Source organism: Hydrogenophaga sp., assembly GCF_031426985.1.
Classification (GTDB): domain Bacteria; phylum Pseudomonadota; class Gammaproteobacteria; order Burkholderiales; family Burkholderiaceae_C; genus Hydrogenophaga.
On record NZ_JASJOY010000068.1, the window covers coordinates 1 to 23,297 of the forward strand.

Here is a 23,297-nt window from a genome sequence, read left to right on the forward strand (position 1 = left end):
GTGGCCTCCAGCGTGGAAGCCAAGTCCAGCGGTTCGATCGGTTTCAACGCCACCATGCGTTATGTGACCAACACCAAGGGCGAGCTGGTGGTGATCGCGCGTTCCGGCGAAATCATCATCCACGACGAAATCGGTCGTGAGCGCGAACGCCACAAGGTGCCCTACGGCGCGATCCTGGCGGTCAAGGCCGACCAGCAGATCAAGGCCGGCGCGATTCTGGCCAATTGGGACCCGCTGACCCGACCCATCATCACGGAATTCGCCGGTCAGGTGAAGTTCGAGAACGTGGAAGAAGGTCTGACGGTGGCCAAGCAGGTCAACGACGTGACCGGTCTGTCCTCGCTGGTGGTGATCGATCCCAAGCACCGCGGTTCGACCAAGGTGGTTCGTCCGCTGGTCAAGCTGCTCGACGCCCAGGGCAACGAAGTGAAGATCCCCGGCACCGACCACTCGGTGACGGTGGGCTTCCAGATCGGCGCGCTGCTGGAAGTGCGCGACGGTCAGGACGTTGGCCCCGGCCACGTGCTCGCCCGCATCCCGGTCGAAGGCCAGAAGACGCGCGACATCACCGGCGGTCTGCCGCGGGTGGCCGAGCTGTTCGAAGCCCGTTCGCCCAAGGACAAGGGCATGCTGGCCGAGATGACCGGTACCGTGTCGTTCGGCAAGGAAACCAAGGGCAAGGTCCGCCTGCAGATCACCGATCCGGAAGGCAAGATCTGGGACGACCTCATCCCCAAGGAAAAGAACATCCTGGTGCACGAAGGCCAGGTGGTCAACAAGGGCGAGAGCGTGGTCGACGGCCCGGCCGATCCGCAGGACATCCTGCGCCTGCTGGGCATCGAAGAGCTGTCGCGCTACATCGTTGACGAAGTGCAGGACGTGTACCGTCTGCAGGGCGTGAAGATCAACGACAAGCACATCGAGGTGATCGTTCGCCAGATGCTGCGCCGCGTGATCGTCGACAGCGTGGGCGATTCGTCGTACATCGCTGGCGAGCAGGTCGAGCGTTCGGAGATCCTCAACACCAACGACGCGCTGCGTGCCGAGGGCAAGCTGCCCGCGGTGTACAGCAACGTGCTGCTGGGCATCACCAAGGCCTCGCTGTCCACCGACTCGTTCATCTCGGCCGCTTCCTTCCAGGAAACGACCCGCGTGCTGACCGAGGCGGCCATCATGGGCAAGCGCGACGAGCTGCGTGGCCTGAAGGAAAACGTGATCGTGGGTCGCCTGATCCCGGCCGGCACCGGCATGGCGTACCACGAGGCGCGCAAGGTCAAGGAAAAGATGGACGACGAAGAGCGCCGTGCCATCGCCGAGGCCGACGCCCTGTCGCTGGCCGCCGACCAGGCCGAGGCCACTTCGGGCGACGCGGCGGAATAAGCCACCGTCCCCGGCGCCGGGCCACCGCCCGGAACCTCAACGCCCCCGGTCATCCGCCGGGGGCGTTTTTCATTCTGCTGCTGGTCATCGAGACTGCGGGGCGCCCGGGGTGCTGGGGTATATTGGCCCGCGCCCGAGGGGCGGGAACACAGGAGAACACGCAATGGGTGCAACGAACTGGGTGCTGCTGGCCGCGGGCCTGCTGGTGCTGTTCTGGGCCGTGGGGGCCTACAACCGGCTGGTGCGGCTGAAGAACGCGATCGCCAACGCATTCGCCCAGATCGACGTGCAGCTCAAGCGCCGCTACGACCTCATTCCCAACCTGGTGGAGGTCGCGGGCAAGTACCTGGCGCACGAAGCGCAGACGCTGGAGGCGGTGATCGCCGCGCGCAACCAGGCCCAGAAGGCCGAGCAGGCGGCGGCGGGAAACCCCTTGAATGCAGGCGCGCTGGGTGCCCTGACCGGGGCCGAGCAGCTGCTCGGGGGTGCCATGGGGCGCCTGTTCGCGGTGGCCGAGGCCTACCCCGACCTCAAGGCCGACCAGACCATGCGCGAGCTCAGCGAAGAGCTCTCCAGCACCGAAAACCGCATCGGCTTCGCCCGCCAGGCCTACAACGACCACGTGCTCGAATTCAACGACGCAGCGGCCCAGTTCCCGGCGCTGATCGTCGCGCGCCTGTTCAACTTTGCGCCGCAGGCCATGCTGGAAGCGACCACCAGCGAGGCCGAGCGTGCGCCGGTCAAAGTGAGGTTCTGATGCACCCCCGCGCCGCCTTCGGCGTCACCCCCTCCAGGGGGCGACACCTGCCGTCCGGCAAAGCCGGCCCGGCGGTGTCCTGGGCTGGCGCCTCTGCGCGCGCGGCAGGCGGCTGAGCTGGGTGTCTCGTGCTGATCTTTGAATCCCAGCGCGCAGCGCGAGGCCAGACGCGCCGGCTGCTGTTCGCGTTCGCGCTGACGGTGGCGCTGCTGGTGCTGGCGGTCAACGCCGCCCTGGCCCTGGCCTGGGGCCTGAGCTGGGGCTTCTGGGTGCCGCTGGGCAGCGGCTGGCCGCGCCACTTTTGGGCGGTCAACACCGCGGTCACCCTGTTGTTCGTGCTGGGCGGCTGGTGGCTGGAGACCTCGCGCCTGGCCGGTGGTGGCGTGGCCCTGGCCCGGCAGATGGGCGCGCGCGAACTGCGGCCCTCGGGCGACTTCGACGAACAGCGTTTTGGCAACATCGTGCAAGAGATGGCCATCGCATCGGGCCTGCGGCCGCCGCAGGCCATGGTGATGGCGCGTCAGACCGGCATCAACGCCTTTGCCACCGGCTGGGACGCCGACGACGCGGTGATCGCGGTCACGCAGGGCGCGCTGGAGCACCTCACGCGCGACGAACTGCAGGGCCTGGTGGCGCACGAGTTCAGCCACATCCGGGAGGGCGACACGCGCCTGAACATGCGCCTGATCGGCATGGTGTTCGGCCTGGAGCTGGTGTTCCGCTTTGGTCAGCGCATCTGGGACCCGGACATCCGCGACCGCACCAGCGTGGCATCGCTGCTGGGGCTGGCCATCATGGCCGCCGGCTGGCTGGGCTGGGTCGCCGGGCATGCGCTGCAGGCGGCCGTCTCGCGCCAGCGCGAATACCTGGCCGACGCCCGCGCCGTGCAATGGACGCGCAGCCAGGACGGGCTGGGCGGCGTGCTGCGCAAGGTGCTGGGCGCGCAGACCGACGCCGAAGATGCGCGCGAGGTTGGCTCGCCCATGCAGCACCTGCTGCTGGTCTCCACCGAGGGCGACCGCGTCGCGCACTGGCTGGACTCGCACCCCACGCTGGAGCAGCGCATCCGCCGCATCTACGGCCGGCCCATGGGGCCGCTGCCGCTCGATCGCGCGGACCACGGCACCCGTCCGCTGGCCACCGACACCTTTGCCCCCGCGCCCGCCGCGCCCGCCCGTGCGGCGAGCGGCCCGGACTGGACGCTGAGCTGACCCTTTTTCCGGACCACCCCGTTGAACGCACCCACCCCCTCCGCCGCGCCCCGCACCCCGGGCCCCACCCTGGCCACGCAACTGCACTGGACCGCCCAGTGCGTGCTCGCCGTCGAACAGGGCCGTTCGCTCAGCGACGTGCTGCCACAGGTGCCCTCGGCCCTGCGCCCGGGTGTGCAGGCGCTGACCTTCGCCACCCTGCGCCAGCTGGGCGCCGCGCGCGCCGTGGGACGCCGCCTGGTGCAGCGCATGCCCGCCCCGCCGGTGGCGGCGCTGCTGCACAGCGCCCTGGCCCTGTTGCTGGACGACGCGCAAGGCCAGCGCTACCAGGCCCACACCCTGGTGGACCAGGCGGTGGAAGCCGCCAAGGCCGCGCGCGGCACGCGCATGCAGGCCGGTTTCCTCAACGCCTGCCTGCGCCGCTTCCTGCGCGAACGCGAGGCGCTGTGCGCCGGGCTGGACGCCGACCCGGTGGCGCGCTGGAACCACCCGCTGTGGTGGGTGGAGCGCGTGCGGCGCGACCACCCCGAGCACTGGGAAGCCCTGCTGGACGCCAACAACCAGCCCGGCCCGATGGCGCTGCGCGTCAACCGCCGCCATGTGACGCGCGACGACTACCGCCAGACCCTGCAAGCCGCGGGCCTGGCGGCCGAGCCGGTGGGCGACGACGGCCTGGTGCTCGCCGCGCCCCAGCCGGTGGACCGCCTGCCGGGCTTCGCGCGCGGCCACTGTTCGGTGCAGGACAGTGCGGCGCAGCTCGCCGCCGGTCTGTTGCTGGACGGCCGCGACTGGCCCGACCATGCCCGTGTGCTCGACGCCTGCGCCGCGCCCGGCGGCAAAACCGCCCACCTGCTGGAGCGCGCCGACGTCGATATGCTCGCGCTGGACGTGGACCCCAAGCGTTGCGAACGCATCCACGACAACCTGCGCCGCCTGGGCCTGGCGACCGAGGTGCAGTGCGCCGACGCCGCGCAGACCGCGGTCTGGTGGGATGGGCGGCCGTTCGACGCCATCCTGCTGGACGCGCCCTGCACCGCGTCGGGCATCGTGCGCCGCCACCCCGACGTGCGCTGGCTGCGCCGGGCCACCGACGTGGACCAGCTGGTGGCCATCCAGCGCCAGCTGCTCGACGCCCTGTGGCCGCTGCTGCGGCCGGGCGGCCGGCTGGTCTATTGCACCTGCTCGGTGTTCAAAGCGGAGGGGGCGGACCAGGTGGCGGCGTTCCTTGGACGCCACACCGATGCGGTTTTGCTGCCTTCGCCCGGCCATTTGCGCCCGGGAAATGTCGGCGCCGCAGGGGAGTTCCCCGACAATGTCCCGGGTGGATACGACGGATTTTTCTACGCCCGCATCGACAAGGCCGGGCCTTGACGACCCGCGCCGCGCCGGTGGTGGCGGGCGCCTGATGCGGCACGTCTGGGTGCTGCTGCTGGTTTGCTGCAGCCTGCTGGCGGGGGCGGCGCTGCCGGCGCGGGCGGCCGAACCCGAGATCCGCCAGGCCGCGCTGCACCGCACCGCCGAAGGCCTGTTCCTGTCGGCCCGGCTGACCCTGACCCCCTCGCCCGCGGTGGAAGACGCCTTGCTCAAAGGCGTGCCGCTGTACTTCGTCTGGGAAGCAGAGGTGCTGCGCGACCGCTGGTACTGGACCGACAAGCGCGTGGCCAGCGCCGTGCGCACCTGGCGCCTGGTCTACCAGCCGCTGACGCGGCGCTGGCGCCTGAGCCAGTCCAACGACGCCGCCGCCAGCAGCGGCGCCGGCCTGCAGTACGCGCTGCACCAGAACTTCGACAGCCTGGCCGCCGCGCTGGCCAGCGTGGCCCGGGTCTCGCGCTGGAAGCTGGTCGACGCCGCGCGCCTGGAGCCCGACAGCGACGAGCGTGTGGTCTGGCGCTTCGGCCTGGACCTGACGCTGCTGCCGCGGCCGTTCCAGATCGGCATGGCCAACCAGCCCGAATGGCAGATCGAGCTGCAGCGGCGCCTGGATGTGCCGCGCCTGATCGAATCGGTCGTGCCCGACGTCGACACCGACGCGGACGCCACCGCAACGGCGCGCTGAGCCGTGTCCACCACCGAACCGCGCCCCCACCGCCACAAGCCAGCCGCCACGCGCTGGGCGGTGGTGGCCAGCCTGGTCTTCATGGCCGGCGTGGGCATGGTGCTGCTGTTCCTGCTGACGCTGGCCACCCGCAACCGCGCGCTGTACGAACAGAATTTCGCCTGGCTGGTGGGCATCAACACCGCCGTGGCGGGGGTGCTGCTGCTGGTCATCCTGTGGCTGGCGGTGCGGCTGGCGCTGCGCTTCAAGCGCGGCAAGTTCGGCAGCCGCCTGCTGGTCAAGCTGGCGGCCATCATCGGCCTGGTGGGCTTCCTGCCCGGCCTGCTGATCTACACCGTGTCCTACCAGTTCGTGGCGCGCTCCATCGAAAGCTGGTTCGACGTGCGGGTCGAATCCGCCCTGGCCGCCGGCCTGAACCTGGGACGCACCACGCTGGACACCCTCAGCGCCGACCTGGGCAACAAGACCCGCCTGGCCGCCGATGAGCTGGCCCGCCAGCCCGCGGCCACCGCGGTGCTGTCGCTGGACCGCCTGCGCGAGCAGCTCTCGGCCAGCGACATCGTGCTCTGGAGCGCCAGCGGCCAGGCCCTGGCCAGCGTTGGCGCCTCGCGCTTTGACCTGTCGCCCGACCGGCCCGCGCCCGCCGTGCTGCGCAGCGTGCGCAGCAGCCGCGTGCTGTCGCAGATCGAGGGGCTGGACGAGCGTGCCGACGCCGACGCGGCCAGCACCGGCGAAGCGCGCATCAAGGTGCTGGCCCTGGTCGGTTCGGCGGGCTTCGGCATCAGCGCCGAGCCGCGCTACCTGCAGGTGATCGTGCCGCTGCCGCCCGCGCTGGTGACCGATGCGCTGGCGGTGCAACAGGCCAACCGCGAATACCAGGAACGTGCGCTGGCGCGCGAGGGCCTGCGCCGCATGTACATCGGCACGCTCACGCTGGCGCTGTTCCTGGCGGTGTTCGGCGCGGTGCTGCTGGCCGTGCTGCTGGGCAACCAGCTGGTGCGGCCGCTGCTGGTGCTGGCCGAGGGCATGCGCGAGGTGGCGCAGGGCGACCTCTCGCCCAAGGCCGCGCTGACCTCGCGCGACGAGCTCGCCGGTCTCACGCGCACCTTTGCCCACATGACGCAGGACCTGGCCGACGCCCGTGCGGCCGTGCAGCTGAGCATGGAACAGGTGGACGCCGCACGCGACAACCTGCAGACCATCCTGGACAACCTGACCGCCGGTGTGGTGGTGTTCGACGAACACGGCCGGCTGCAAAGCGCCAACCCGGGCGCCGCACGCATCCTGCACACGCCGCTGGCCCTGCACATGGGCCAGCCCCTGTCGGCCGTGCCGGGGCTCGAAGCGTTCGCCACCGGCGTCGCGCAGCAGTTCGACCGCTTCCTGGGTGAGGAAACCCCGCACGAGGGGGGCCACTGGCAGCAATCCTTCGAGCTCAACGCCGACCACGACTCCCCGTTCGAGCAGGGCATCACCCTGATCGCGCGCGGCGCCCTGCTGCCCAACAACGACCGCCTGCTGGTGTTCGACGACGTGTCCGAAATGGTCTCGGCCCAGCGCGCCAAAGCCTGGGGCGAGGTCGCGCGGCGCCTGGCGCACGAAATCAAGAACCCGCTCACGCCCATCCAGCTCTCGGCCGAACGCCTGGCCATGAAGCTCGACGGCAAGGTCCAGCCGCCCGAGCAGGCCATCCTCAACAAATCGGTGCGCACCATCGTCGACCAGGTCGATGCCATGAAGCGCCTGGTCAACGAGTTCCGCGACTACGCGCGCCTGCCCGCGGCCCAGCTCGCGCCCACCGACCTCAACGCCCTGGTGCGCGACATCGCGCACCTCTACGACAACGCGGCCATCCCGGTGCGCTGCGAGCTGGCCGACGACTGCCCGCTGGCCATGGCCGACCCGCAGCAGGTGCGGCAGATCCTGCACAACCTGATCCAGAACGCCCAGGACGCCATGGCCGGGCAGGCCGACGCCTGGGTGCTGCTGCGCACGCGCCGTTCCGATTCGGGCCAGTGGGTGCGCCTGACCCTCGTCGACCAGGGCCCCGGCTTTGCCGAGCACATCCTCAAGCGCGCCTTCGAACCCTACGTCACCACCAAAGCCAAAGGCACCGGTCTGGGCCTGGCCGTGGTCAAGAAAATCATGGACGAGCACGGGGGCCGCATCGACGTGAGCAACCGCTTGATCGAGGGCAAAGTGGTGGGCGCACAAGTGTCGCTATCATTCGCAGTTGCAAATTGACAACATCCTCAGAGGAACCACGCGCACGCCATGGCAACGATTCTGGTCGTAGACGACGAACTGGGTATCCGGGACCTGCTCTCGGAGATCCTCAACGACGAGGGCCACACGGTGGAACTCGCCGAGAACGCGGCGCAGGCGCGCAACGTGCGCGCCCAGCTGCGACCCGACCTGGTGTTGCTGGACATCTGGATGCCCGACACGGACGGTGTGTCCCTGCTCAAAGAATGGGCCAGCAGCGGCCTGCTGACCATGCCGGTCATCATGATGAGCGGTCACGCCACCATCGACACCGCGGTGGAAGCCACACGCATCGGTGCCACCGCCTTCCTGGAAAAGCCCATCACCCTGGCCAAGCTGCTCAAGGCGGTGGACCTGGGGCTGAACAAACCGCTGCCCAAGGTGGGGGCCGGTCTGCCCGTCAAGAACGGGCTGGCGCCCGCGATCGAGCTGACGGTGGAAGCCGCCATGACCGGCGGCACCTTGCCCGAACCGGTGATGGACATCGGCCCGCAGTCCTCGCAGTCCTTCAACCTCGAAGGGCCGCTGCGCACCGCGCGCGACGAATTTGAAAAAGCCTATTTCGAATACCACCTGGCCAAGGAGTCCGGCTCCATGACCCGCGTGGCCGAGAAGACCGGTCTGGAGCGCACCCACCTCTACCGCAAGCTCAAGCAACTGGGCGTCGATCTGGCGCGCAGCAAACGCAGCACGCTGTGAGCGCTTGGGCCGCCAAAGTCCTGCTATAATCGTTAGCTCTTGGCCCGGTAGCTCAGTTGGTAGAGCAGCGGATTGAAAATCCGCGTGTCGATGGTTCGATTCCGTCCCAGGCCACCAAGAACACATGAAAAGTCAACGGGTTACGCACACAGCGTAACCCGTTTTTTTTCGTCTCCAGGTCGATGGGATGTGGTGCGTGCGGCGTTGCCGTGTGCTCGGGCGGCGGTCGCGCGCAGGGGCTGCGGGCCGACCCGGGTGTCTCCGGGCGCCAGCGTCCGCGCTTCCACTGGGGCCGCTTCCACGCAGGCGAAGCGCTGCCCAGTCGTGGCGCGGCAGATCGGCGAGACCTTGGGCCGGCCCGGGGTTCCAGACAGCGGTCTGGTTGACGCCCTGCTGCTCGATCCGGAGGCGCGCCGCCCGCCGCCGCGGGGACTCAGCGGGTGGCGGTCACCTTGTTCAGGTGCCGGGGCTGGTCCGGGTCCATGCCGCGTTCGCGGGCCAGCTTCTCCACCAGGGGGTAGAAGCTGGCGATGGCGGTGATCGCGTCGAGGTCGGGGCTGTCGCCGCAGACCAGGGTGAGTTGGCGTTGTGGCACGTCGGCGGGTGCGGCCAGCAGCACGCGCGCGCCGCGCTCGCGCATCGCCTGCGCCAGCGCCACCACGCTGTCCTGCGACGGCCCGCGCAGCGCGAAGATCAGCATCGGGTAACCGCGCTCCACCAGTGCCATGGGGCCGTGCTGCACCTCGGCGGCGCTGAAGGCTTCGGCCTGGATGGCGCAGGTTTCCTTCAGCTTGAGGGCCACCTCCTGCGCCAGCGCCAGGCCCGGGCCGCGTCCGATCACCAGCAGGCGTTCAGCCCGGTACATCACCGGCAGCGCCGGGGTCCAGTTCTGTGCGCTGGCGGCCCGCAGTGCCTCGGGCAGCGATGGCAGGGCCCGCAGCAGGTCCTCGGCCTGGGTCCAGTGGGCGACCAGCCGGGCCGCGCCGACCAGGCTGGAGATGAAGCTCTTGGTCGCCGCCACACTGCGTTCCTTGCCGGCGTGCAGCGGCAGCACCCATTGCGCGGCCTGCGCCAGCGGCGATGCCGTGTCGTTGACCAGGGCCACGGTGGTGGCCTGCGAGCGGCCGAACAGTTGCAGCGGCTCCACCAGATCGGGGCTGCGACCCGACTGGGACACCGCGATGGCCAGGTGCTCGGCCCGGGCCAGGTGGGCGCCGTAGAGCGTGAGCAGGGACATCGGCAGCGAGGTCACCAGATGGCCGGTGCGCACCATCAGCAGGTAGGCCAGGTAGCTCGCGGCGTGGTCCGAGCTGCCGCGTGCCAGGGTCACCACGCCTTGCGGGGGATGGGCGCGCAAATGCGCGCCCAGGGCGTCCAGTGTGTCGGTGTCGTGGGCCAACAGGGTTTCGACTTGGTCGGCGCAGGAGAGCGCTTCTTGCAGCATCCAGCTAGGCATGGGAGGGTTCCGTTTCGGTTGAAAAACACAGGGTCAGGGCGCCGTCCAGGGCGTCGCCCTGCGGCTGGACCAGCTGGCGCGCCAGCTCCTGCGGCAGCAGGGGCAGCAGGCGCTGGGCGATGCCGCCGACCACCACCACGGGCAACCGCCCGTCCGGGTTGGTGGCCACCAGCAGGTGTTCGAGCTGGATCAGGGCGTGGGCCTGCAGCGCCTGGGCCAGCGGGTCGTCGGCCACGTGCTCGAACACCAGCGGCGCCAGGCTGGCGTAGGCGTGTTGGTCGGCGCGGCAGCCCCAGGCGAGCAGGGCTTCGGCCGTGCCGCCGCAGTGCCGGTACACGGCGTCGGTCAGCGCTGAGGACGGTCCCCGTCCGTCGAGCGCGTGCTGCGTGGCGCGCAGGGCGCGCAGCCCCAGGTCCGAGCCGGCGCCCTCGTCGCCGCTGGGAAAACCCCAGCCGCTGACCCAGCGCTCGCGCCCGTCGTGGTCGCGCGCCAGGGCGATGGCGCCGGTGCCCAGGATCACCAGGGCGCCGGGGCGGCCGCCGTGGGCGCCGATCAGCGCCGTCTGCGCGTCCGAGCGCAGCACGCAGCGCGCAAAGCCGGGGTCGGCGGCCAGGAAGTGGCTGACCCAGGGCGCGTGGTTGGCGCCGGCCAGGCCCAGGCCCAGGGCGCAATGGGCCGGCGTGACGGGGCGCCAGTCGGGCTGCAGCCGGCCGTCGCAGGCCTGGGCGATCGCCTGCGTGATGTGGCGCCAGGCCTGCGCATGGCCCTGCATCAGGCCGGAAGGGCCGGTGCGGCCTTCGCCGACGCGCACGCCGCTGCGGTGCCAGACGCGGGCGCGGGTGGTGGTGCCGCCGCCGTCGATGCCGACCAGGTAGTCGACCTCGGGCGGGAGGTGGGCGCAGTCGATCTTGTTCATGCTGCGTGGGCCTGGCGCATGTTGCCGGGCTGCAGGCGGGCGTGGGCGTGGCCGTGGGCGTCGAACAGGTACAGGGCCTGCGGCGGCGCCGTCACGATCACGGTCTCGCCCAGGCGCACCGCTGCGTCGCCGTCGCCGCGCACCACCAGCTCCTGGCCGTCGTCGAGCTGCAGGTAGAGCAGGTTGCTCTCGCCCAGGTGCTCCACCAGGCTGATGCGCGCGTCCAGCGTCAGGCCGTCGGCCGGCGGCTGCTCGCCCGGTGCCAGCACCCGCGCATGTTCGGGCCGCAGCCCCAGTTCCACGCTCTGGTTCGGTTGCAGGCCGTCGGCCTGCACCGCGGCCAGGGCCTGCGCGCCACTCGGCAGCTGCACCCGCGCGCCGCGGTCGCTGGTGTGGATGACCCGGACCGGCAGCAGGTTCATGGTCGGCGAGCCGATGAAGGTGGCGACGAAGCGGTTGGCCGGCTGCTGGTAGAGCTGCAGCGGCGTGCCGCACTGTTGCACCCGGCCCTCGTGCAGCACCACGATCTTGTCGCCCAGGGTCATGGCCTCGACCTGGTCGTGGGTGACGTAGACCATGGTGGCGGCCAGCTCGCGGTGCAGCCGCGCCAGCTCGATCCGGGTCTTGGCGCGCAGCGCGGCGTCGAGGTTGGACAGCGGCTCGTCGAACAGGAACAGGCGCGGCTGGCGCACGATGGCGCGCCCGATCGCGACCCGCTGGCGCTGGCCGCCCGAGAGCTCGCGCGGCAGCCGGTCGAGCAGGTGCTCGATGTGCAGCACCCGCGCCGCCTCGCGCACCCGACGGTCCAGGTCATCGGCACTGGCGCCCTGCAGCTTCAGGCCGAAGGCCATGTTGCGGTAGACCGTCATGTGCGGGTAGAGCGCGTAGCTCTGGAACACCATCGCGATGCCGCGTTCGGCCGGCGGCAGGTGGTTGACCAGGTCGTCGCCGATGCGCAGCTCGCCGGAGCTGATGTCCTCCAGCCCGCAGAGCACGCGCAGCAGGGTCGACTTGCCGCAGCCGCTGGGGCCGACCAGCACGACGAACTCGCCGTCGGCGATGTCCAGGCTGATGTCGTGCAGCACAGGCGCGTGGGCGCCGTAGGACTTGGTGAGGTTTTTCAGGGAAACGCTTGCCATGGGAGTGCCTTGTTACTTGACCGCGCCGGCGGTGATGCCGCGGATGAGTTGACGGGAGAAGAGGGCGTAGAGCACGACCACCGGGACGATCGCCAGCGACAGGGCCGCCAGCACGGCGTTCCAGTCGGTGGCGTACTGGCCGACGAACTGCTGGATGCCCAGGGTGATGGTCTGGGTCTGTTCGGACGGCGCCAGGATCAGCGGGAACCAGAGGTCGTTCCAGATCGGCACCATGGTGAACACGGCGACCGTGGCGATGGCCGGCCGCAGCAGCGGGACCACGACCTGGAAGAAGATGCGGAATTCGTCGACGCCGTCGCAGCGCGCCGCGTCCTTGAGCTCCTGCGGCACCTGCTGCATGAACTCCGACAGGATCATGATCGCCAGCGGCAGGCCCTGCGCGACGTACACCAGCACCAGCGCGGTGAGGGTGTTGACCAGGTCCAGCGCCACCATGGTCTGCAGGATCGAGACCGAGCCCAGGCGGATCGGCACCATGATGCCGAAGGCGAAGAAGAAGCGCAGCCAGCGGTTGCCGGCGAAGCGGTACTCGGTCAGCGCCCAGGCCGCCATGGCGCCCAGCAGCAGGATGAAGAACAGCGAGGCGACCGTGACACCGAAGCTGTTGCCGAAGTACAGCAGCACGTCGGAGCGGCCCAGCACCTTGGTGTAGCCGATGAGCGAGAAGCTCTCGCTGGTCGGCCAGGCCAGCGGGTCGTCAAAGATGGCGTCGCGCTGCTTGAAGGAGTTGACCAGCACCAGCAGGATCGGCGCCAGCGCCAGCACGGCGTAGGCCAGCAGTGTCAGGTGCACCAGGGCACGGCTGACGGGCAGGGGGGAGGACGGGGTGCGCTGTTTCATGGGGCGGCTCACAGGGCAAAGCGGCGCAGCCGGCGCTGCACGGTCAGGAAGTACAGCGCAACGCCGGCCAGGATCAGCAGGAACATCAGCGTGGCCACGGCGGCGCCCATGGTCGGGTTGGCGACCTGGGACTGGTAGCCGAAGAAGGTGCGGTAGAACAGCGTGCCGAGGATGTCGGTGCTGTAGTTCGGACCGGCCAGCGCGCCCTTGACGGTGTAGACCAGGTCGAAGGCGTTGAAGTTGGCGACGAAGGTCAGGATCGTGACCAGGCCGAGCGTGGGCAGGATCAGCGGCAGCCGGATGTGCCAGAAGATGCGCCAGGGGTTGGCGCCCTCGACCCGCGCTGCCTCGATGATGTCCTCGGGGATCGCGATCAGCGCGGCGTAGATCAGCATCATCGGGATGCCCACGTACTGCCACACCGACATCAGCGAGACCGTCACCAGCGCGCTGCCTTCCAGCCCCAGCCAGGGCTCGAACCAGTCCTGCAGGCCGAACCAGCCCAGCACGGTCTCGGACACGCCCCACAGCGGCGACAGGATCAGCTGCCAGACGAAGCCGACGATCACCACCGACAGCAGCGTCGGCAGGAAGAACAGCGTGCGGTAGGTGGCCGCGCCGCGCACGTCGCGCAGCGACAGCAGCGCCGCCAGCAGCAGCCCGATCGGGTTCTGCACCAGCAGGTGGATGCCGAAGAACTTGAGGTTGTTCGCCATCGCGTTCCAGAACTGCTGCGACCACTGCGGGTCGCCCAGGATGGTGGCGTACTGGGCCAGGCCGGCGAAGTGGCGGGCGCCGGTGTCGTCGGCGGCGTAGAGCCCCAGCCGCAGCGTGTCCATCAGGGGCACGGCGCTGAAGACGGCGTAGATGAGCAGCGCCGGCAGCAGGAAAACCGCCGTGCGCCAGGTGAATCCGAGGGACATGAGCATCAGCCCGCCAGGGGCTCCGTGAGGGAGGAGGGGGAGGAAGAAGAGGGGGCAGCGCGCCGGGTCCGGCCCGTGCGCGCCGTCCGTACGCTCAGTGGTTCTGCGGCGCGTACCACTTGGCGAAGCCGGCCTGGATCTGGGCGGCGGCGGCCTGCGGCGTCATCTTCTGGTTCACCACCTGGCTGCTGACGTTCCAGAGCTCGTTTTCCATGCTGGGCGTGCCGCGGCTCATGATCTGGGCGTTCAGCCGGATCGTGCTCTTGCACTGCTGGCGCCAGCCGAGCATTTCCTTGGCGACCGGGTTCTTCACGTCGATGCTGTGCTTGGACAGCGAGAAGAAGCCGGTGACCTTGTTGGTGTAGAGGTCGGCGAATTCCTTGCTCGCCAGCCAGTTCAGGAACACCTGCGCGTCGGCCTTGTTCTTGCTCTTGCTGTTGATGCCCATGGCAATGTCGGTGTGGTCCGAGATGTGGCAGCCGTCGCCGGCCTTCTGCACCGGCGGGCGGAAGGCGCCGAACTCGACCTTGCTGTTCTGCTCGAAGTAGGCGATGTCCCAGGAACCGGCCGGGTAGATCGCGGCGCGGCCGCTGCCGAACAGGTTCTGCGAGTCGCCGTAGGTCTGGGCCTGGTAGCCCTTGGGCAGGTACTTGGCCCACTTGGCCATGGTGTCGAAGGTGGCCACGAACTCGGGGTCGGTGAACTTCTTGCGGCCGGCCAGCAGCGCCTTGCGGCCGTCCTCACCCTGCCAGCGGTTGGGGCCGATGTTGGTGAACACGATCTGGTTGCCTTCCCACTGGTCGGCCGTGCCGTAGGCCAGCGGGGCGACCTTGCCGGCGGCCTTGATCTTCTCAAGCGTGGCGAAGAAGTCGGCCTCGGTGGCCGGCGGTGTCAGGCCCAGCGCGGCGAACACCTTCTTGTTGTAGAAAAAGCCGTGGATCACCGAGGCCATCGGCACGCAGTAGGTGTCCTTGCCGTCGTCGCTCTGCCAGGCCACCTGGGCCGAGTCGGGAAAATTCTTGAGCGCCGGGTTGCCGTTGAGCTTGTCCAGGTGGCCCTTCTTGTACAGGTCCAGCGAGACGTCGAAGGGGCGGCAGGTGATCAGGTCACCGGCCGAGCCGGCGGCCAGCCGAGCGTTGAGCGCGGAGTTGTATTCGGGTGGCGTGGTGGGCGCGAAGCGGACCGTGATGCCGGGGTGGGCCTTGCTGAAGGCCGGCAGCAGCACGTCTTCCCACAGCGCCTTGTCGTCGACGCGCCAGCTCTCGATGTTCAGGGTGCCGGCCTGGGCCAGACCGGCGCTGGTCAGTGCGGCGGTGACGGCCAGTGCGCGAAAAGCTTGTCTCATGTGAATGTCTCCTGGGTTTGGGGGTCAAAGCGCGTGCCGAGGGCATCGGAACAAGCCATCTGGTGCCACGTGCGGTGCGCAGGTTATGCTGTGCCCCCTGTAATGGCAAAACCCCGGTTGAGGCATTCATTACGGATCTAAGCTGTTGATTTGATTGTGGTTTTTGTATGAGGCCGTGGACCCGGATTACCGTTTCTTACGTGCGCCGTGCCGGCTCGGGCAGGGTGGCGGGGGCGGTGCGGCGGGCGCTGCAAGACAACATTACAAAACGACAGCATTTGCAAGTTCTGGCGGCCGTTTTCCTGTCCGCGCTGGCGCTGTCGGACGTGCAGGCACAGGCGCCGGCCCCCGGGCTGACGCTGGACGTGCTGCACTGGTGGACCTCGGCCAGCGAGCGCCGGGCCGCCGACCAGCTGGCGCAGCAGCTGGCGCAGGCCGGTGTGTTGTGGAAGGACGCGGCCATCCCCGGCGGCGGTGGCATGGCGGCGGTCAAGGTGCTCAAGAGCCGGGTGCTGATGGGCGACCCGCCCGATGTCGCGCAGCTGATCGGCAACACCCTCACCGACTGGGCCGACATCGGCCTGGTGCTGCCGCTGGGCGAGGTGGCGCAGCGCCAGCGCTGGGCCCAGGTGCTGTTTCCCACGGTGCTCGAACGCGTCAGCTACAAGGGCGAGGTGGTGGCGGCGCCGCTGGGGCTGCACCGCATCAACACCCTGCTCTTCAACCAGCGCCTGCTGGCGCAGGCCGGCGTCGCGCCGCCGCACAGCTGGGCCCAGTTCGAGGCGGCGGTGCGGGCGGTCCAGGCCCAGGGCGGCCGGGCGCTGGCCTGGAGCGACGAGCCCTGGCAGGTGGCGACGGTGTTCGAGGCGCTGCTGCTGGGCGAAGCCGGCGCCGACCTGTACCGCGAGCTGGTGGTGCAGCGCCGCCCGGCGGCCTGGCTGGACCCGCGGGTCGAGGCGGCGCTGCTGCGGCTGCGCTGGCTGCGTTCGCTGGCGGCCGAGCCGCCGCGGGAGAGGGTCTGGAGCGACAACGCACGCGCCCTCTGGCAGGGCCAGGCGGCGTTCCTGATCATGGGCGACTGGGCCCTGGGCGAGCTGCTGGCCTGGGGCGCGCAGGAAGGGCGCGACTTTGGCTGCGCCGCGCTGCCGGGCACCACCGGCATGCACCTCTACAGCATGGACACGCTGGCGATGCTGCGCGGCCCGCGCGACCGCGCGTCGGTGCAGGAGACCGTGGCCGAGGTGGTGGTCGGCGTCGGCGCGCAGCTGGCCTACAACCGCATCAAGGGTTCGGTGCCGGTGCGCCGCGACATCGACCCGGCGGCGCTCGGCCCCTGCTCGCGCGATTCGTGGGAGACCTTCGCCAGCGCGCGCTCGCAGCGGCTGCCCAGCCTGGCCCACCGCATGGCCGCCGACGAAACCATCAAAGATGCGGTGGCCCACACCCTGTGGCGCTACCTGACCCAGGCGCAGACCAGCACGCAGGAGACGCAGCGCCGCCTGGCTGCCGTGATCCGCGCGCCGTCCGCCGAACGCTGAGGCCACCCATGACAGTCCGCACCCTGCTGGTGGTCGACGACGACCTCAAGACCCGCACCCTGCTCAAGACCTACCTGGAAAAGCACCAGTTCGTGGTGCGGGTGGCGCACGACGGCGTGAGTTTTCTCAGCGAGTTCGAGCGCTTCCAGAACGAGCTGAGCCTGGTGATCCTGGACGTGATGCTGCCGGACACCGACGGCTTCGTGCTGTGCCGCCATGTGCGCCAGCGCTCGACCGTGCCGATCATCATGCTCACCGCCAGCGCCGACGACACCGACCGCATCGTCGGGCTGGAGCTGGGCGCCGACGACTACATCGCCAAGCCCTACAACCCGCGCGAGCTGCTGGCCCGCATCAAGGCCATCCACCGCCGCATGCAGCTCTCGGGCGCCGGCACGCCGGTGCGGGCGCTGCGCTTCGCCGGCTTCACCATGGACCTGGGCGGGCGCACCCTCAGCGATGCCCAGGGCCAGGCGGTGGTGCTGACCAGCATGGACTTCAACCTGCTGCGCATCCTGGCCGAACACGCCGGCGAGACGCTGGACCGGTCCCGGCTGATGGAGCACACGCGCGGCCGCGACCTGGGGCCGCTGGACCGTTCGCTGGACGTGCAGGTCAGCCGGCTGCGCCAGCGCCTGGGCGACGACGGCAAGCAGCCGGCCCTGATCAAGACCGTGCGCGGCAGCGGCTATGTGTTCTGCGCCGAGGTGCAGTCCCTCAGCGATGTCTGAGACCCGCCGTGGCTGGCGCCGCTGGCTGCCCGACAGCCTGCTGGGCCGCATCGTGGTGGTGCTGGTGCTGGGGGTGGTCGCGGCGCAGCTGATCGGCACCCTGCTGTGGGCGCGCCAGCTGCGCGAGACCGCGCGCCAGGAGTCGCTGGCGGCGGCGGTGCAGTTGGCCCGCAGCGCCGCCGGCACGATCCGCTTCTTCCGCGACCTGCCGCCGCCGTTCCGCCCGATCCTGATCGAGCAGCTGCGCACCATGGGCGGCACCCGTTTCTTCGTCAACGTCAACCGCGCCGCGGTGCCGGTGGAGCCGCTGGCGGGCAACGACCTGGTGGACATCGTGGCGCGCTCGGTGCAGGCCGAGCTGGAGCGCGACCTGGGCGCCGGCCAGCATGCGCAGGTGGTGTTCGCCTGGCCGCAGACGCTGCAGGTGGCCGACGACGGCACCCGCGTGCCCGACCTGCCCGACGCCTGGGTGCAGGCCACGCTGCTGCTGCGGCCGCGGCCGGCGCCGGTGCTGGTGGTGCAGGCCGAGTTCGAACCCGGGCGCTGGCTGTATCTGGCCGGCACCATGCCCGACCCCTATTTCCTGGACAACGCCAACCCGCTGACCCTGGACCGCGTGGCGCTGCAGCTGGTCACCCTGGTCACGGTGCTGCTGCTCTCGGCCCTGCTGGTGCGGGGCCTGATCCGGCCGCTTGACCAGCTGGCCGCCGCCGCGCGCGCCTTCGGCCATGGCGAGGCGGTGCCCGAGCCGCTGCCCGAGACCGGCACGGCTGAGCTGCGGCGCATGGCGCGCGCCTTCAACGACATGCTGGCCCGCATCCAGGGCTACCTGCTCGACCGCGAGCGGCTGTTCGTCGGCATCTCGCACGGCCTCAAGACCCCCATCATGCGGCTGAAGCTGCGCACCGAGCTGCTCGACGACGAGCGCCTGCAGGCCGATTTCCACGAAGACCTCGACGACCTGGACATGATGGTCAAGTCGGCGCTGCAGAGCGTGCGCGACAGCGACATCCACGAGAACCTGACCCCGGTGCCGCTGGACACGCTGCTGCAGCGGCTGGCCAGCCGCCCGATCCTGCCCGACGCGCGGATCGAGTGTGCGCTGCGGCCGCTGCGGGTGCAGGGCAAGCCGCTGGCGCTGGAGCGGGCCTTTCGCAACCTGCTGGACAACGCCGTGCTCTACGGCGACCGGGTGCAGCTGCGGCTGGCGCGGCAGGGGAACCAGGCGCTGGTCGAGGTGCGCGACTTCGGCCCCGGCATGGCGCCGGCCGACATGGCCACCGCCTTCGAGACCCCGGTTCGGCAGGACCATGGGGCGCACCGCCATCCCAACGGCAGCGGCCTCGGCCTGGGCATTTCGCGCAACATCGTGCAGGCCCACGGCGGCGAGATCCGGCTGCACAACCACGCCGAGGGTGGCCTGGTGGTCACCGTGCTGCTGCCGGCGCTGGAAGACGACCCGGAGACGCTGGCCTGAGTCTGCGCTCTGCGCTCTGATCAGCGCGCCTGCAGCCGGCCTTCGACCCAGACCGCCTGCACCTGCAGCTGCGGGTCCAGCAGCACCAGGTCGGCCCAGGCGCCCGGCGCCAGCCGGCCGCGGTCGGCCAGGCCCAGGTGGTCGGCGGCGTGGGTGCTGACCCGGGCCGAGGCCTCGGCCAGCGACAGCCCCAGCGCTTGAACCAGGTTGCGCAGCGCCGCGTCCATGGTCAGCACCGAGCCGGCCAGGGTGCCGTCGGCCAGCCGCACGCCGCCCAGGCACTTGTTCACCGTCTGGCGGCCGAGCTGGTAGGGGCCGTCGGGCATGCCGGCGGCGGCGGTGGCATCGGTCACGCAGTACAGCCGCGGGATCGCGCGCAGCGCGGCGCGCATCGCGCCCGGGTGCACGTGCAGCAGGTCGGGGATCAGCTCGGCGTACTCGGCGTGGGCCAGCGCCGCGCCGACCATGCCCGGCTCGCGGTGGTGCAGGCCGCTCATGGCATTGAACAGGTGGGTGAAGCCGGTGGCCCCGCAGCGCAGCGCTGCCACGCCTTGTTCATAACTGCCGCTGCTGTGGCCGATCTGCACCCGCATGCCCATCGCGCACAGGGCTTCGATCAGGGCCTGGTTGCCGTGCACCTCGGGCGCCAGCGTCAGCAGCCGGATCGGCGCCAGCGCGTGCAGGGCGCGGATCTCGCCCAGCTGCGCCGGGCGCACGAAGTCGGGCTGGGCGCCCAGCCGCTGCTCGCTGATGTAAGGCCCCTCCAGGTGCACGCCCAGCACCCGCGCGCCCGCTGGCGCCGGGGCCTGGCACAGCGGCGCCAGCGCGGTGAAGGCCTGGGTCAGGTCTTCCTGCGGCGCGGTCATGGTGGTGGCCAGCCAGGACGTGGTGCCGTGGCGGGCGTGCAGCTGGGCGATGGCCTGCGCGCTGTCGCCGCCCTGCATCACGTCGCGCCCGGCGCCGCCGTGCAGATGCAGGTCGATGAAGCCCGGCAGCAGCCAGGGCAGGCCGCTGGCGCGGGCCTGGGCCTCGTCGATCGGCGTGCCGTCGATCGCGGCGATACGGCCGCGGTCGTCGCAGCGCAGGCGGCCGCGCAGGAAACCGGTGGGGGTGAGCAGGCAGGCGTCGGGACTCGGGTTCATGTGGCGTCAGGGGGCATGAGTTCGGTGACAAAGTCCCAGTGGCTGCTCAGCAGCCAGCTCTGGGTCCATTCGAGCGGGCGGTCGTCGCCGCCCAGGCCGGTGCGCGTGACCCAGAGAAGGGCCTGGCCGCTGGGCTGGCCCAGCAGGGCGGCCTGCTGCGGGCTGGCGTTGGCCGCGCGGATGCGCTGCTGCGCGCGCCGCACCGGCTGGCCGCGCGCGCTCAGGTGGGCGTAGAGCGAGTCGCCCAGGGCCGCCGGATCGCCCAGCACCGCCGCCGGCAGCACCGTGCACTCCAGCGCCATCGGCAGCCCGTCGGCCAGCCGCACCCGCTCCAGCACCGCCACCGCCGCGCCCGCTGGCAGCTGCAGCGCCATGGCCTCTTCGGCGCTGGCGGCGCGCCGCTCACGCCGCAGCCAGTGCGAGGCGGGCGTGTGGCCGCGGGCGCGCAGGGCGTCGGAGAACGAAGACAAGGCGCGCAGGTCGTCGCGCAGGCGCGGCGTCGCGAAGCTGCCGCTGCCGTGGCGCCGCTGCACCAGGCCCTGTTCCACCAGGGTGTCCAGCGCCTTGCGCGCCGTCACCCGCGAGACCGCGTGCTGGCTCGCCAGCTCGCGCTCCGAGGGCAGCGGGTTGCGGGCGTCCCAGCGGCCTGCGCGCAGGCCGTCTTCCAGCCACTGCGCCAGCGCCAGGTAACGCAGCGCGCGCGCCGGTGCGGCGTCGGCCACGGGGGTTTCAGCGGGGGGTGGTGCGGCGGTCGGCATGGATAAATAATACCACTTCAATACCAGTTGAGACCAGCGACCGCTATCATCGGACTCGCCCGCACCCCGTCGGGCCCACTGTCCGCCCCATGAGATCCTCCATCCACATCGTCGACGTTGACCGCACCGAAACCTGGACCCGTTACCGCGCCGGGCTGTGCGACTCCTGCGTCGCCAACTGCTGCACCATGCCGCTGGAGGTGCGGCTGCCGGACATGTTGCGGCTGGGGATCGTGGACCCGTTCGAGGCCGAGCACGAGGCGCCCAAACAGATCGCGAAGCGGCTGGAGAAGGCCGGGCTGATCGAGCACTTCAACTTCAAGCGCGAGGTCTTCACCATCGCCCGGCGCGCCGGCGGCGACTGCCACTTCCTGGATGCGAAGACGCGTCGCTGCACCGTCTACGAACAGCGGCCCGAGATCTGCCGCAAGCATCCGCAGCAGCTCAGCCCGCGGCCCAACCACTGCCCCTACGGCGCCAAACGCACGGCGGGCTCGGAGCGTGTGCTTGAGCGCTGAGCCGGGCCGCCCCCAAGCAAGCTCGCACCGCAGTCCTTCAGGACGAAGGTATTCCCATGAGCGTTGAACCCTTGCCGCGGCTGTCGTCGGACGACCTGAGGGCGCTGGCGGGACAGCGGTCGCGCCAGGACTGCGTGGTCTGCGCGCCGCTGGTGTGCCCGGGCTGGGAATCGGTGCCGTCGACCTTCCACCTGGACCAGCTGCAGCCGGTGGGCACCCTGCGGGGCGAGGACGCCGAACAGGCCACCGTGATGGAGCACCACCCGCGTGGCACGCACGCCTGGTCGGCCGACGCACCGATCGCGCCGGCGTTTTTCCCCTACAACCGCTGCGATGTGTGGGTCTGCGGGGCCTGTGCGCGGCCGTTCCTGCGCTACACCGAATACGGCGGCTACTACGAAGACCAGCGCATCCGCGCGCTGAACGCCGCGCTGCTGGACGACGCGCAGCCCTGAGCACGGGGCCGCACCGGTTAGGCCCCGCGCGACGGGACGGCTGGCCTCAGCGCCAGCCGGGCAGCTTGTGCAGGCGGAACCGCAGCACGGCGTCGCTGGCGGGGCGGCCTTCGGCCGGGCGGCGGGTGCCGCGGATCTCGCGCCCGCAATCGGCCGGTTCACCGGCCCAGACGGCGCTCATGGCCACGCCGTCGTCCGATTCGTCGAGGTTGAACACGCCGTCGGTCACGTCGCCCGAGACCTGGGCGCTCAGGTCCTGGCCGGCGGTGCTGCGGCGCAGCTCGCCGCGCACGCTGCCGGGGTGTTCCGGGTGGCGTTCGAACAGCAGGACGCCGCGGGACGCGGCGGTGGTTTCGTCACCGCCGTCGGGCCACAGGCTGATCTGCCACAGGCCGTAGAGGTGGGCGGGCGTGAGGTCGGTCGGGTCGGGGCAGGGCGCGCTGGCGCCGGTCTGGGCCTGGGCGGCAGTGGCGGCACACAGCAGCATGCCCAGCGCCCAGGCGGGCCAGCGGCTTCTGCGCGTCATGGTTTGGCGGCCTTGGCGGCGCTCGCGTCGCTGGCGCGTTGCGCGAACTCGGCCCGCAGCGCGCGCAGCTTCTCGCGCGGGTCTTCTTTCACCGTGGCCTGGTCCAGCGCCATTTCCTTGATGAAGCGGCTGGGCGTGCCGGGCACGCTTTCGCGGCCTTTCTTGCGGCGCTTAAGCCAGCTCACCGCCAGCGTGCGTTGCGCGCGGGTGATGCCCACGTACATCAGGCGCCGTTCTTCCTGCACGCGCAGGGCCAGCAACTCGGCGCTGAGGTCGCTGTTGGCGTCGTCGGTCTTGAAGGGCAGCAGGCCTTCGTTCACGCCCACCAGCACCACGTGCGGCCACTCCAGGCCCTTGGAGGCGTGCAGGGTCGAGAGCGTGACCACGTTCTGGTCTTTCTCGCGCTCGCTCAGGGTGGAAATGAGCGCGATGGTCTGCACCACCTCCAGCAGCGTCTTGCGTTCGGTTTCCACCTGCACGCCGCCGTCGTCTTCCATCTTGCCGCCGCAGCGCCCGGCCACCCAGTCGCAGAAGTCCATCACGTTGGTCCAGCGCGCGGCGGCGACCTTTTCGTTGTCTTCGCTGTCGTAGAGGTGCTGCTCGTAGGCGATGTCCTTGAGCCAGTCGTTGAGGAAGCTGCGCGCCGCTTCGTGGCCCACGGTGTGGCGGGCGCGGTATTCCAGGTCGTTCACCGCGCGGCCGAATTCGTGCAGCGTGGTGATGGCGCGGCTGTTGACCGCGCTGGGCAGCGAGTGTGAGAACAGCGCGTCGAACAGGCTGAGCTTGTACTGCGTGGCAAAGGTGCCCAGCTGCCCCAGCGTGGTGTGGCCGATGCCGCGCTTGGGCGTGGTGGCCGAGCGCAGGAACGCCGGGTCGTCGTTGTTGTTGACCAGCAGGCGCAGCCAGGCGCACAGGTCGCGGATCTCGGCCTTGTCGAAAAAGCTCTGCCCGCCCGATACCTTGTAGGGGACCTGCGCGCGGCGCAGCGACTGCTCGAACGAGCGCGCCATGTGGTTGGCGCGGTAAAGAATGGCGAAGTCGCGCCATTCCTTGTGCGGGCTGGTCGCGCGCAGGCTCTGGATGCGCGCGACCGCGCGCTCGGCCTCGTGCTCTTCGTTGTCGGCATCGACCACGCGCACCGGCT

The 23,297-nt window shown here is 70.4% G+C and carries 21 protein-coding genes, 1 tRNA gene and 1 pseudogene; 13 read left to right on the forward strand and 10 right to left on the reverse strand.

Going from position 1 to position 23,297, the window contains the following annotated elements:
* From RMP09_RS09210 to RMP09_RS09245, 8 genes and pseudogenes are all read left to right on the forward strand, one after another.
* Positions 1-1,380, forward strand: a pseudogene (locus RMP09_RS09210) (DNA-directed RNA polymerase subunit beta'); the annotation flags it as partial.
* Positions 1,381-1,543: 163 nt separating this feature from the next.
* Positions 1,544-2,137, forward strand: a complete 594-nt coding sequence (locus RMP09_RS09215) for a LemA family protein (RefSeq protein WP_310565682.1) — start codon at positions 1,544-1,546, stop codon at positions 2,135-2,137.
* 128 nt (positions 2,138-2,265) lie between these two features.
* Positions 2,266-3,348, forward strand: a complete 1,083-nt coding sequence (locus tag RMP09_RS09220; protein WP_310565683.1) for a M48 family metalloprotease — start codon at positions 2,266-2,268, stop codon at positions 3,346-3,348.
* Positions 3,349-3,369: 21 nt separating this feature from the next.
* Entirely contained in the window at positions 3,370-4,719 is a 1,350-nt protein-coding gene (rsmB, locus tag RMP09_RS09225; protein WP_310565684.1) for a 16S rRNA (cytosine(967)-C(5))-methyltransferase RsmB, read from the forward strand.
* 34 nt (positions 4,720-4,753) lie between these two features.
* On the forward strand, positions 4,754-5,404 hold the full coding sequence (locus RMP09_RS09230; RefSeq protein WP_310565685.1) for a DUF4390 domain-containing protein: 651 nt from the start codon (positions 4,754-4,756) through the stop codon (positions 5,402-5,404).
* A 3-nt stretch (positions 5,405-5,407) separates the two neighbouring features.
* Positions 5,408-7,648, forward strand: coding sequence for an ATP-binding protein (locus RMP09_RS09235; RefSeq protein WP_409559706.1), 2,241 nt, complete (start codon positions 5,408-5,410; stop codon positions 7,646-7,648).
* A 30-nt stretch (positions 7,649-7,678) separates the two neighbouring features.
* A complete protein-coding gene (locus RMP09_RS09240; RefSeq protein WP_310565686.1) occupies positions 7,679-8,368 on the forward strand; it encodes a response regulator in 690 nt (229 codons plus the stop codon).
* A 41-nt stretch (positions 8,369-8,409) separates the two neighbouring features.
* Positions 8,410-8,485: transfer RNA gene (locus RMP09_RS09245), tRNA-Phe, on the forward strand.
* 316 nt (positions 8,486-8,801) lie between these two features.
* On the opposite strand, the gene RMP09_RS09250 is transcribed toward RMP09_RS09245, so the two are convergent.
* The 6 genes from RMP09_RS09250 to RMP09_RS09275 all read right to left on the reverse strand — a co-directional run bounded on the left by RMP09_RS09250 (position 8,802) and on the right by RMP09_RS09275 (position 15,008).
* Entirely contained in the window at positions 8,802-9,824 is a 1,023-nt protein-coding gene (locus tag RMP09_RS09250; protein ID WP_310565687.1) for an SIS domain-containing protein, read from the reverse strand.
* Entirely contained in the window at positions 9,817-10,740 is a 924-nt protein-coding gene (locus RMP09_RS09255) for a BadF/BadG/BcrA/BcrD ATPase family protein (protein ID WP_310565688.1), read from the reverse strand. Before RMP09_RS09255 ends, RMP09_RS09250 begins: the two co-directional genes overlap by 8 nt.
* Positions 10,737-11,879, reverse strand: a complete 1,143-nt coding sequence (locus RMP09_RS09260) for a sn-glycerol-3-phosphate ABC transporter ATP-binding protein UgpC (protein WP_310565689.1) — start codon at positions 11,877-11,879, stop codon at positions 10,737-10,739. Before RMP09_RS09260 ends, RMP09_RS09255 begins: the two co-directional genes overlap by 4 nt.
* A 12-nt stretch (positions 11,880-11,891) precedes the next feature.
* The gene (locus tag RMP09_RS09265) at positions 11,892-12,740 is read right to left on the reverse strand and encodes a carbohydrate ABC transporter permease (RefSeq protein ID WP_310565690.1); all 849 of its coding nucleotides are present in this window, start codon (positions 12,738-12,740) and stop codon (positions 11,892-11,894) included.
* Positions 12,741-12,748: 8 nt separating this feature from the next.
* On the reverse strand, positions 12,749-13,669 hold the full coding sequence (locus RMP09_RS09270; protein WP_310565691.1) for a sugar ABC transporter permease: 921 nt from the start codon (positions 13,667-13,669) through the stop codon (positions 12,749-12,751).
* Between the two features lie 88 nt (positions 13,670-13,757).
* On the reverse strand, positions 13,758-15,008 hold the full coding sequence (locus RMP09_RS09275; protein WP_310565692.1) for an ABC transporter substrate-binding protein: 1,251 nt from the start codon (positions 15,006-15,008) through the stop codon (positions 13,758-13,760).
* Positions 15,009-15,286: 278 nt separating this feature from the next.
* On the opposite strand from RMP09_RS09275, the gene RMP09_RS09280 reads away from it, so the two are divergent.
* From RMP09_RS09280 to RMP09_RS09290, 3 genes are read left to right on the forward strand one after another with little or no spacing between them, the layout of a single operon-like run.
* Entirely contained in the window at positions 15,287-16,546 is a 1,260-nt protein-coding gene (locus tag RMP09_RS09280; RefSeq protein WP_310565693.1) for an ABC transporter substrate-binding protein, read from the forward strand.
* Between the two features lie 8 nt (positions 16,547-16,554).
* Positions 16,555-17,277 carry a response regulator gene (locus RMP09_RS09285; RefSeq protein ID WP_310565694.1) on the forward strand — a complete coding sequence of 241 codons (723 nt, stop codon included), beginning with the start codon at positions 16,555-16,557 and terminating at the stop codon, positions 17,275-17,277.
* Positions 17,270-18,754: an ATP-binding protein gene (locus tag RMP09_RS09290; protein ID WP_310565695.1), complete on the forward strand. Its 1,485-nt coding sequence runs from the start codon at positions 17,270-17,272 to the stop codon at positions 18,752-18,754. Before RMP09_RS09285 ends, RMP09_RS09290 begins: the two co-directional genes overlap by 8 nt.
* A gap of 20 nt (positions 18,755-18,774) precedes the next feature.
* Here RMP09_RS09290 and nagA read toward each other — a convergent pair whose 3' ends face one another.
* Both nagA and RMP09_RS09300 read right to left on the reverse strand, forming a co-directional pair.
* Positions 18,775-19,896 (reverse strand): N-acetylglucosamine-6-phosphate deacetylase, encoded by a 1,122-nt coding sequence (gene nagA / locus RMP09_RS09295; protein ID WP_310565696.1) that lies wholly within the window; start codon positions 19,894-19,896, stop codon positions 18,775-18,777.
* Positions 19,893-20,654 carry a GntR family transcriptional regulator gene (locus tag RMP09_RS09300; protein ID WP_310565697.1) on the reverse strand — a complete coding sequence of 254 codons (762 nt, stop codon included), beginning with the start codon at positions 20,652-20,654 and terminating at the stop codon, positions 19,893-19,895. The genes nagA and RMP09_RS09300 overlap by 4 nt, the downstream gene beginning before the upstream one ends.
* 89 nt (positions 20,655-20,743) lie before the next feature.
* Here RMP09_RS09300 and RMP09_RS09305 point away from each other — a divergent pair, with 89 nt between their 5' ends.
* Together RMP09_RS09305 and RMP09_RS09310 are read left to right on the forward strand one after the other, a co-directional pair.
* Positions 20,744-21,172 carry a YkgJ family cysteine cluster protein gene (locus tag RMP09_RS09305; protein WP_310565698.1) on the forward strand — a complete coding sequence of 143 codons (429 nt, stop codon included), beginning with the start codon at positions 20,744-20,746 and terminating at the stop codon, positions 21,170-21,172.
* Between the two features lie 56 nt (positions 21,173-21,228).
* Entirely contained in the window at positions 21,229-21,627 is a 399-nt protein-coding gene (locus tag RMP09_RS09310; protein WP_310565699.1) for a hypothetical protein, read from the forward strand.
* Positions 21,628-21,673: 46 nt separating this feature from the next.
* Here the strand turns inward: RMP09_RS09310 and RMP09_RS09315 are convergent, their stop codons facing one another.
* Together RMP09_RS09315 and RMP09_RS09320 are read right to left on the reverse strand one after the other, a co-directional pair.
* Complete coding sequence (locus tag RMP09_RS09315; protein WP_310565700.1) at positions 21,674-22,153, reverse strand: hypothetical protein; 480 nt, start codon at positions 22,151-22,153, stop codon at positions 21,674-21,676.
* Positions 22,150-23,297, reverse strand: a 1,148-nt coding sequence (locus tag RMP09_RS09320) for an ATP-dependent helicase (RefSeq protein ID WP_310565701.1), incomplete at its 5' end; no start/stop codon positions are given. The genes RMP09_RS09315 and RMP09_RS09320, both read right to left, overlap by 4 nt.

Bases quoted from the DNA above. Each gene is read 5' to 3' on its own strand.
- nagA (WP_310565696.1), bottom strand. From the start codon at position 19,896: ATGAACCCGAGTCCCGACGCCTGCCTGCTCACCCCCACCGGTTTCCTG.
- RMP09_RS09315 (WP_310565700.1), bottom strand. From the start codon at position 22,153: ATGACGCGCAGAAGCCGCTGGCCCGCCTGGGCGCTGGGCATGCTGCTG.
- RMP09_RS09310 (WP_310565699.1), top strand. From the start codon at position 21,229: ATGAGCGTTGAACCCTTGCCGCGGCTGTCGTCGGACGACCTGAGGGCG.
- RMP09_RS09270 (WP_310565691.1), bottom strand. From the start codon at position 13,669: ATGCTCATGTCCCTCGGATTCACCTGGCGCACGGCGGTTTTCCTGCTG.
- RMP09_RS09290 (WP_310565695.1), top strand. From the start codon at position 17,270: ATGTCTGAGACCCGCCGTGGCTGGCGCCGCTGGCTGCCCGACAGCCTG.
- RMP09_RS09255 (WP_310565688.1), bottom strand. From the start codon at position 10,740: ATGAACAAGATCGACTGCGCCCACCTCCCGCCCGAGGTCGACTACCTG.
- RMP09_RS09285 (WP_310565694.1), top strand. From the start codon at position 16,555: ATGACAGTCCGCACCCTGCTGGTGGTCGACGACGACCTCAAGACCCGC.
- RMP09_RS09260 (WP_310565689.1), bottom strand. From the start codon at position 11,879: ATGGCAAGCGTTTCCCTGAAAAACCTCACCAAGTCCTACGGCGCCCAC.
- RMP09_RS09305 (WP_310565698.1), top strand. From the start codon at position 20,744: ATGAGATCCTCCATCCACATCGTCGACGTTGACCGCACCGAAACCTGG.
- RMP09_RS09240 (WP_310565686.1), top strand. From the start codon at position 7,679: ATGGCAACGATTCTGGTCGTAGACGACGAACTGGGTATCCGGGACCTG.
- RMP09_RS09275 (WP_310565692.1), bottom strand. From the start codon at position 15,008: ATGAGACAAGCTTTTCGCGCACTGGCCGTCACCGCCGCACTGACCAGC.
- RMP09_RS09230 (WP_310565685.1), top strand. From the start codon at position 4,754: ATGCGGCACGTCTGGGTGCTGCTGCTGGTTTGCTGCAGCCTGCTGGCG.
- RMP09_RS09265 (WP_310565690.1), bottom strand. From the start codon at position 12,740: ATGAAACAGCGCACCCCGTCCTCCCCCCTGCCCGTCAGCCGTGCCCTG.
- RMP09_RS09300 (WP_310565697.1), bottom strand. From the start codon at position 20,654: ATGCCGACCGCCGCACCACCCCCCGCTGAAACCCCCGTGGCCGACGCC.
- RMP09_RS09215 (WP_310565682.1), top strand. From the start codon at position 1,544: ATGGGTGCAACGAACTGGGTGCTGCTGGCCGCGGGCCTGCTGGTGCTG.
- RMP09_RS09250 (WP_310565687.1), bottom strand. From the start codon at position 9,824: ATGCCTAGCTGGATGCTGCAAGAAGCGCTCTCCTGCGCCGACCAAGTC.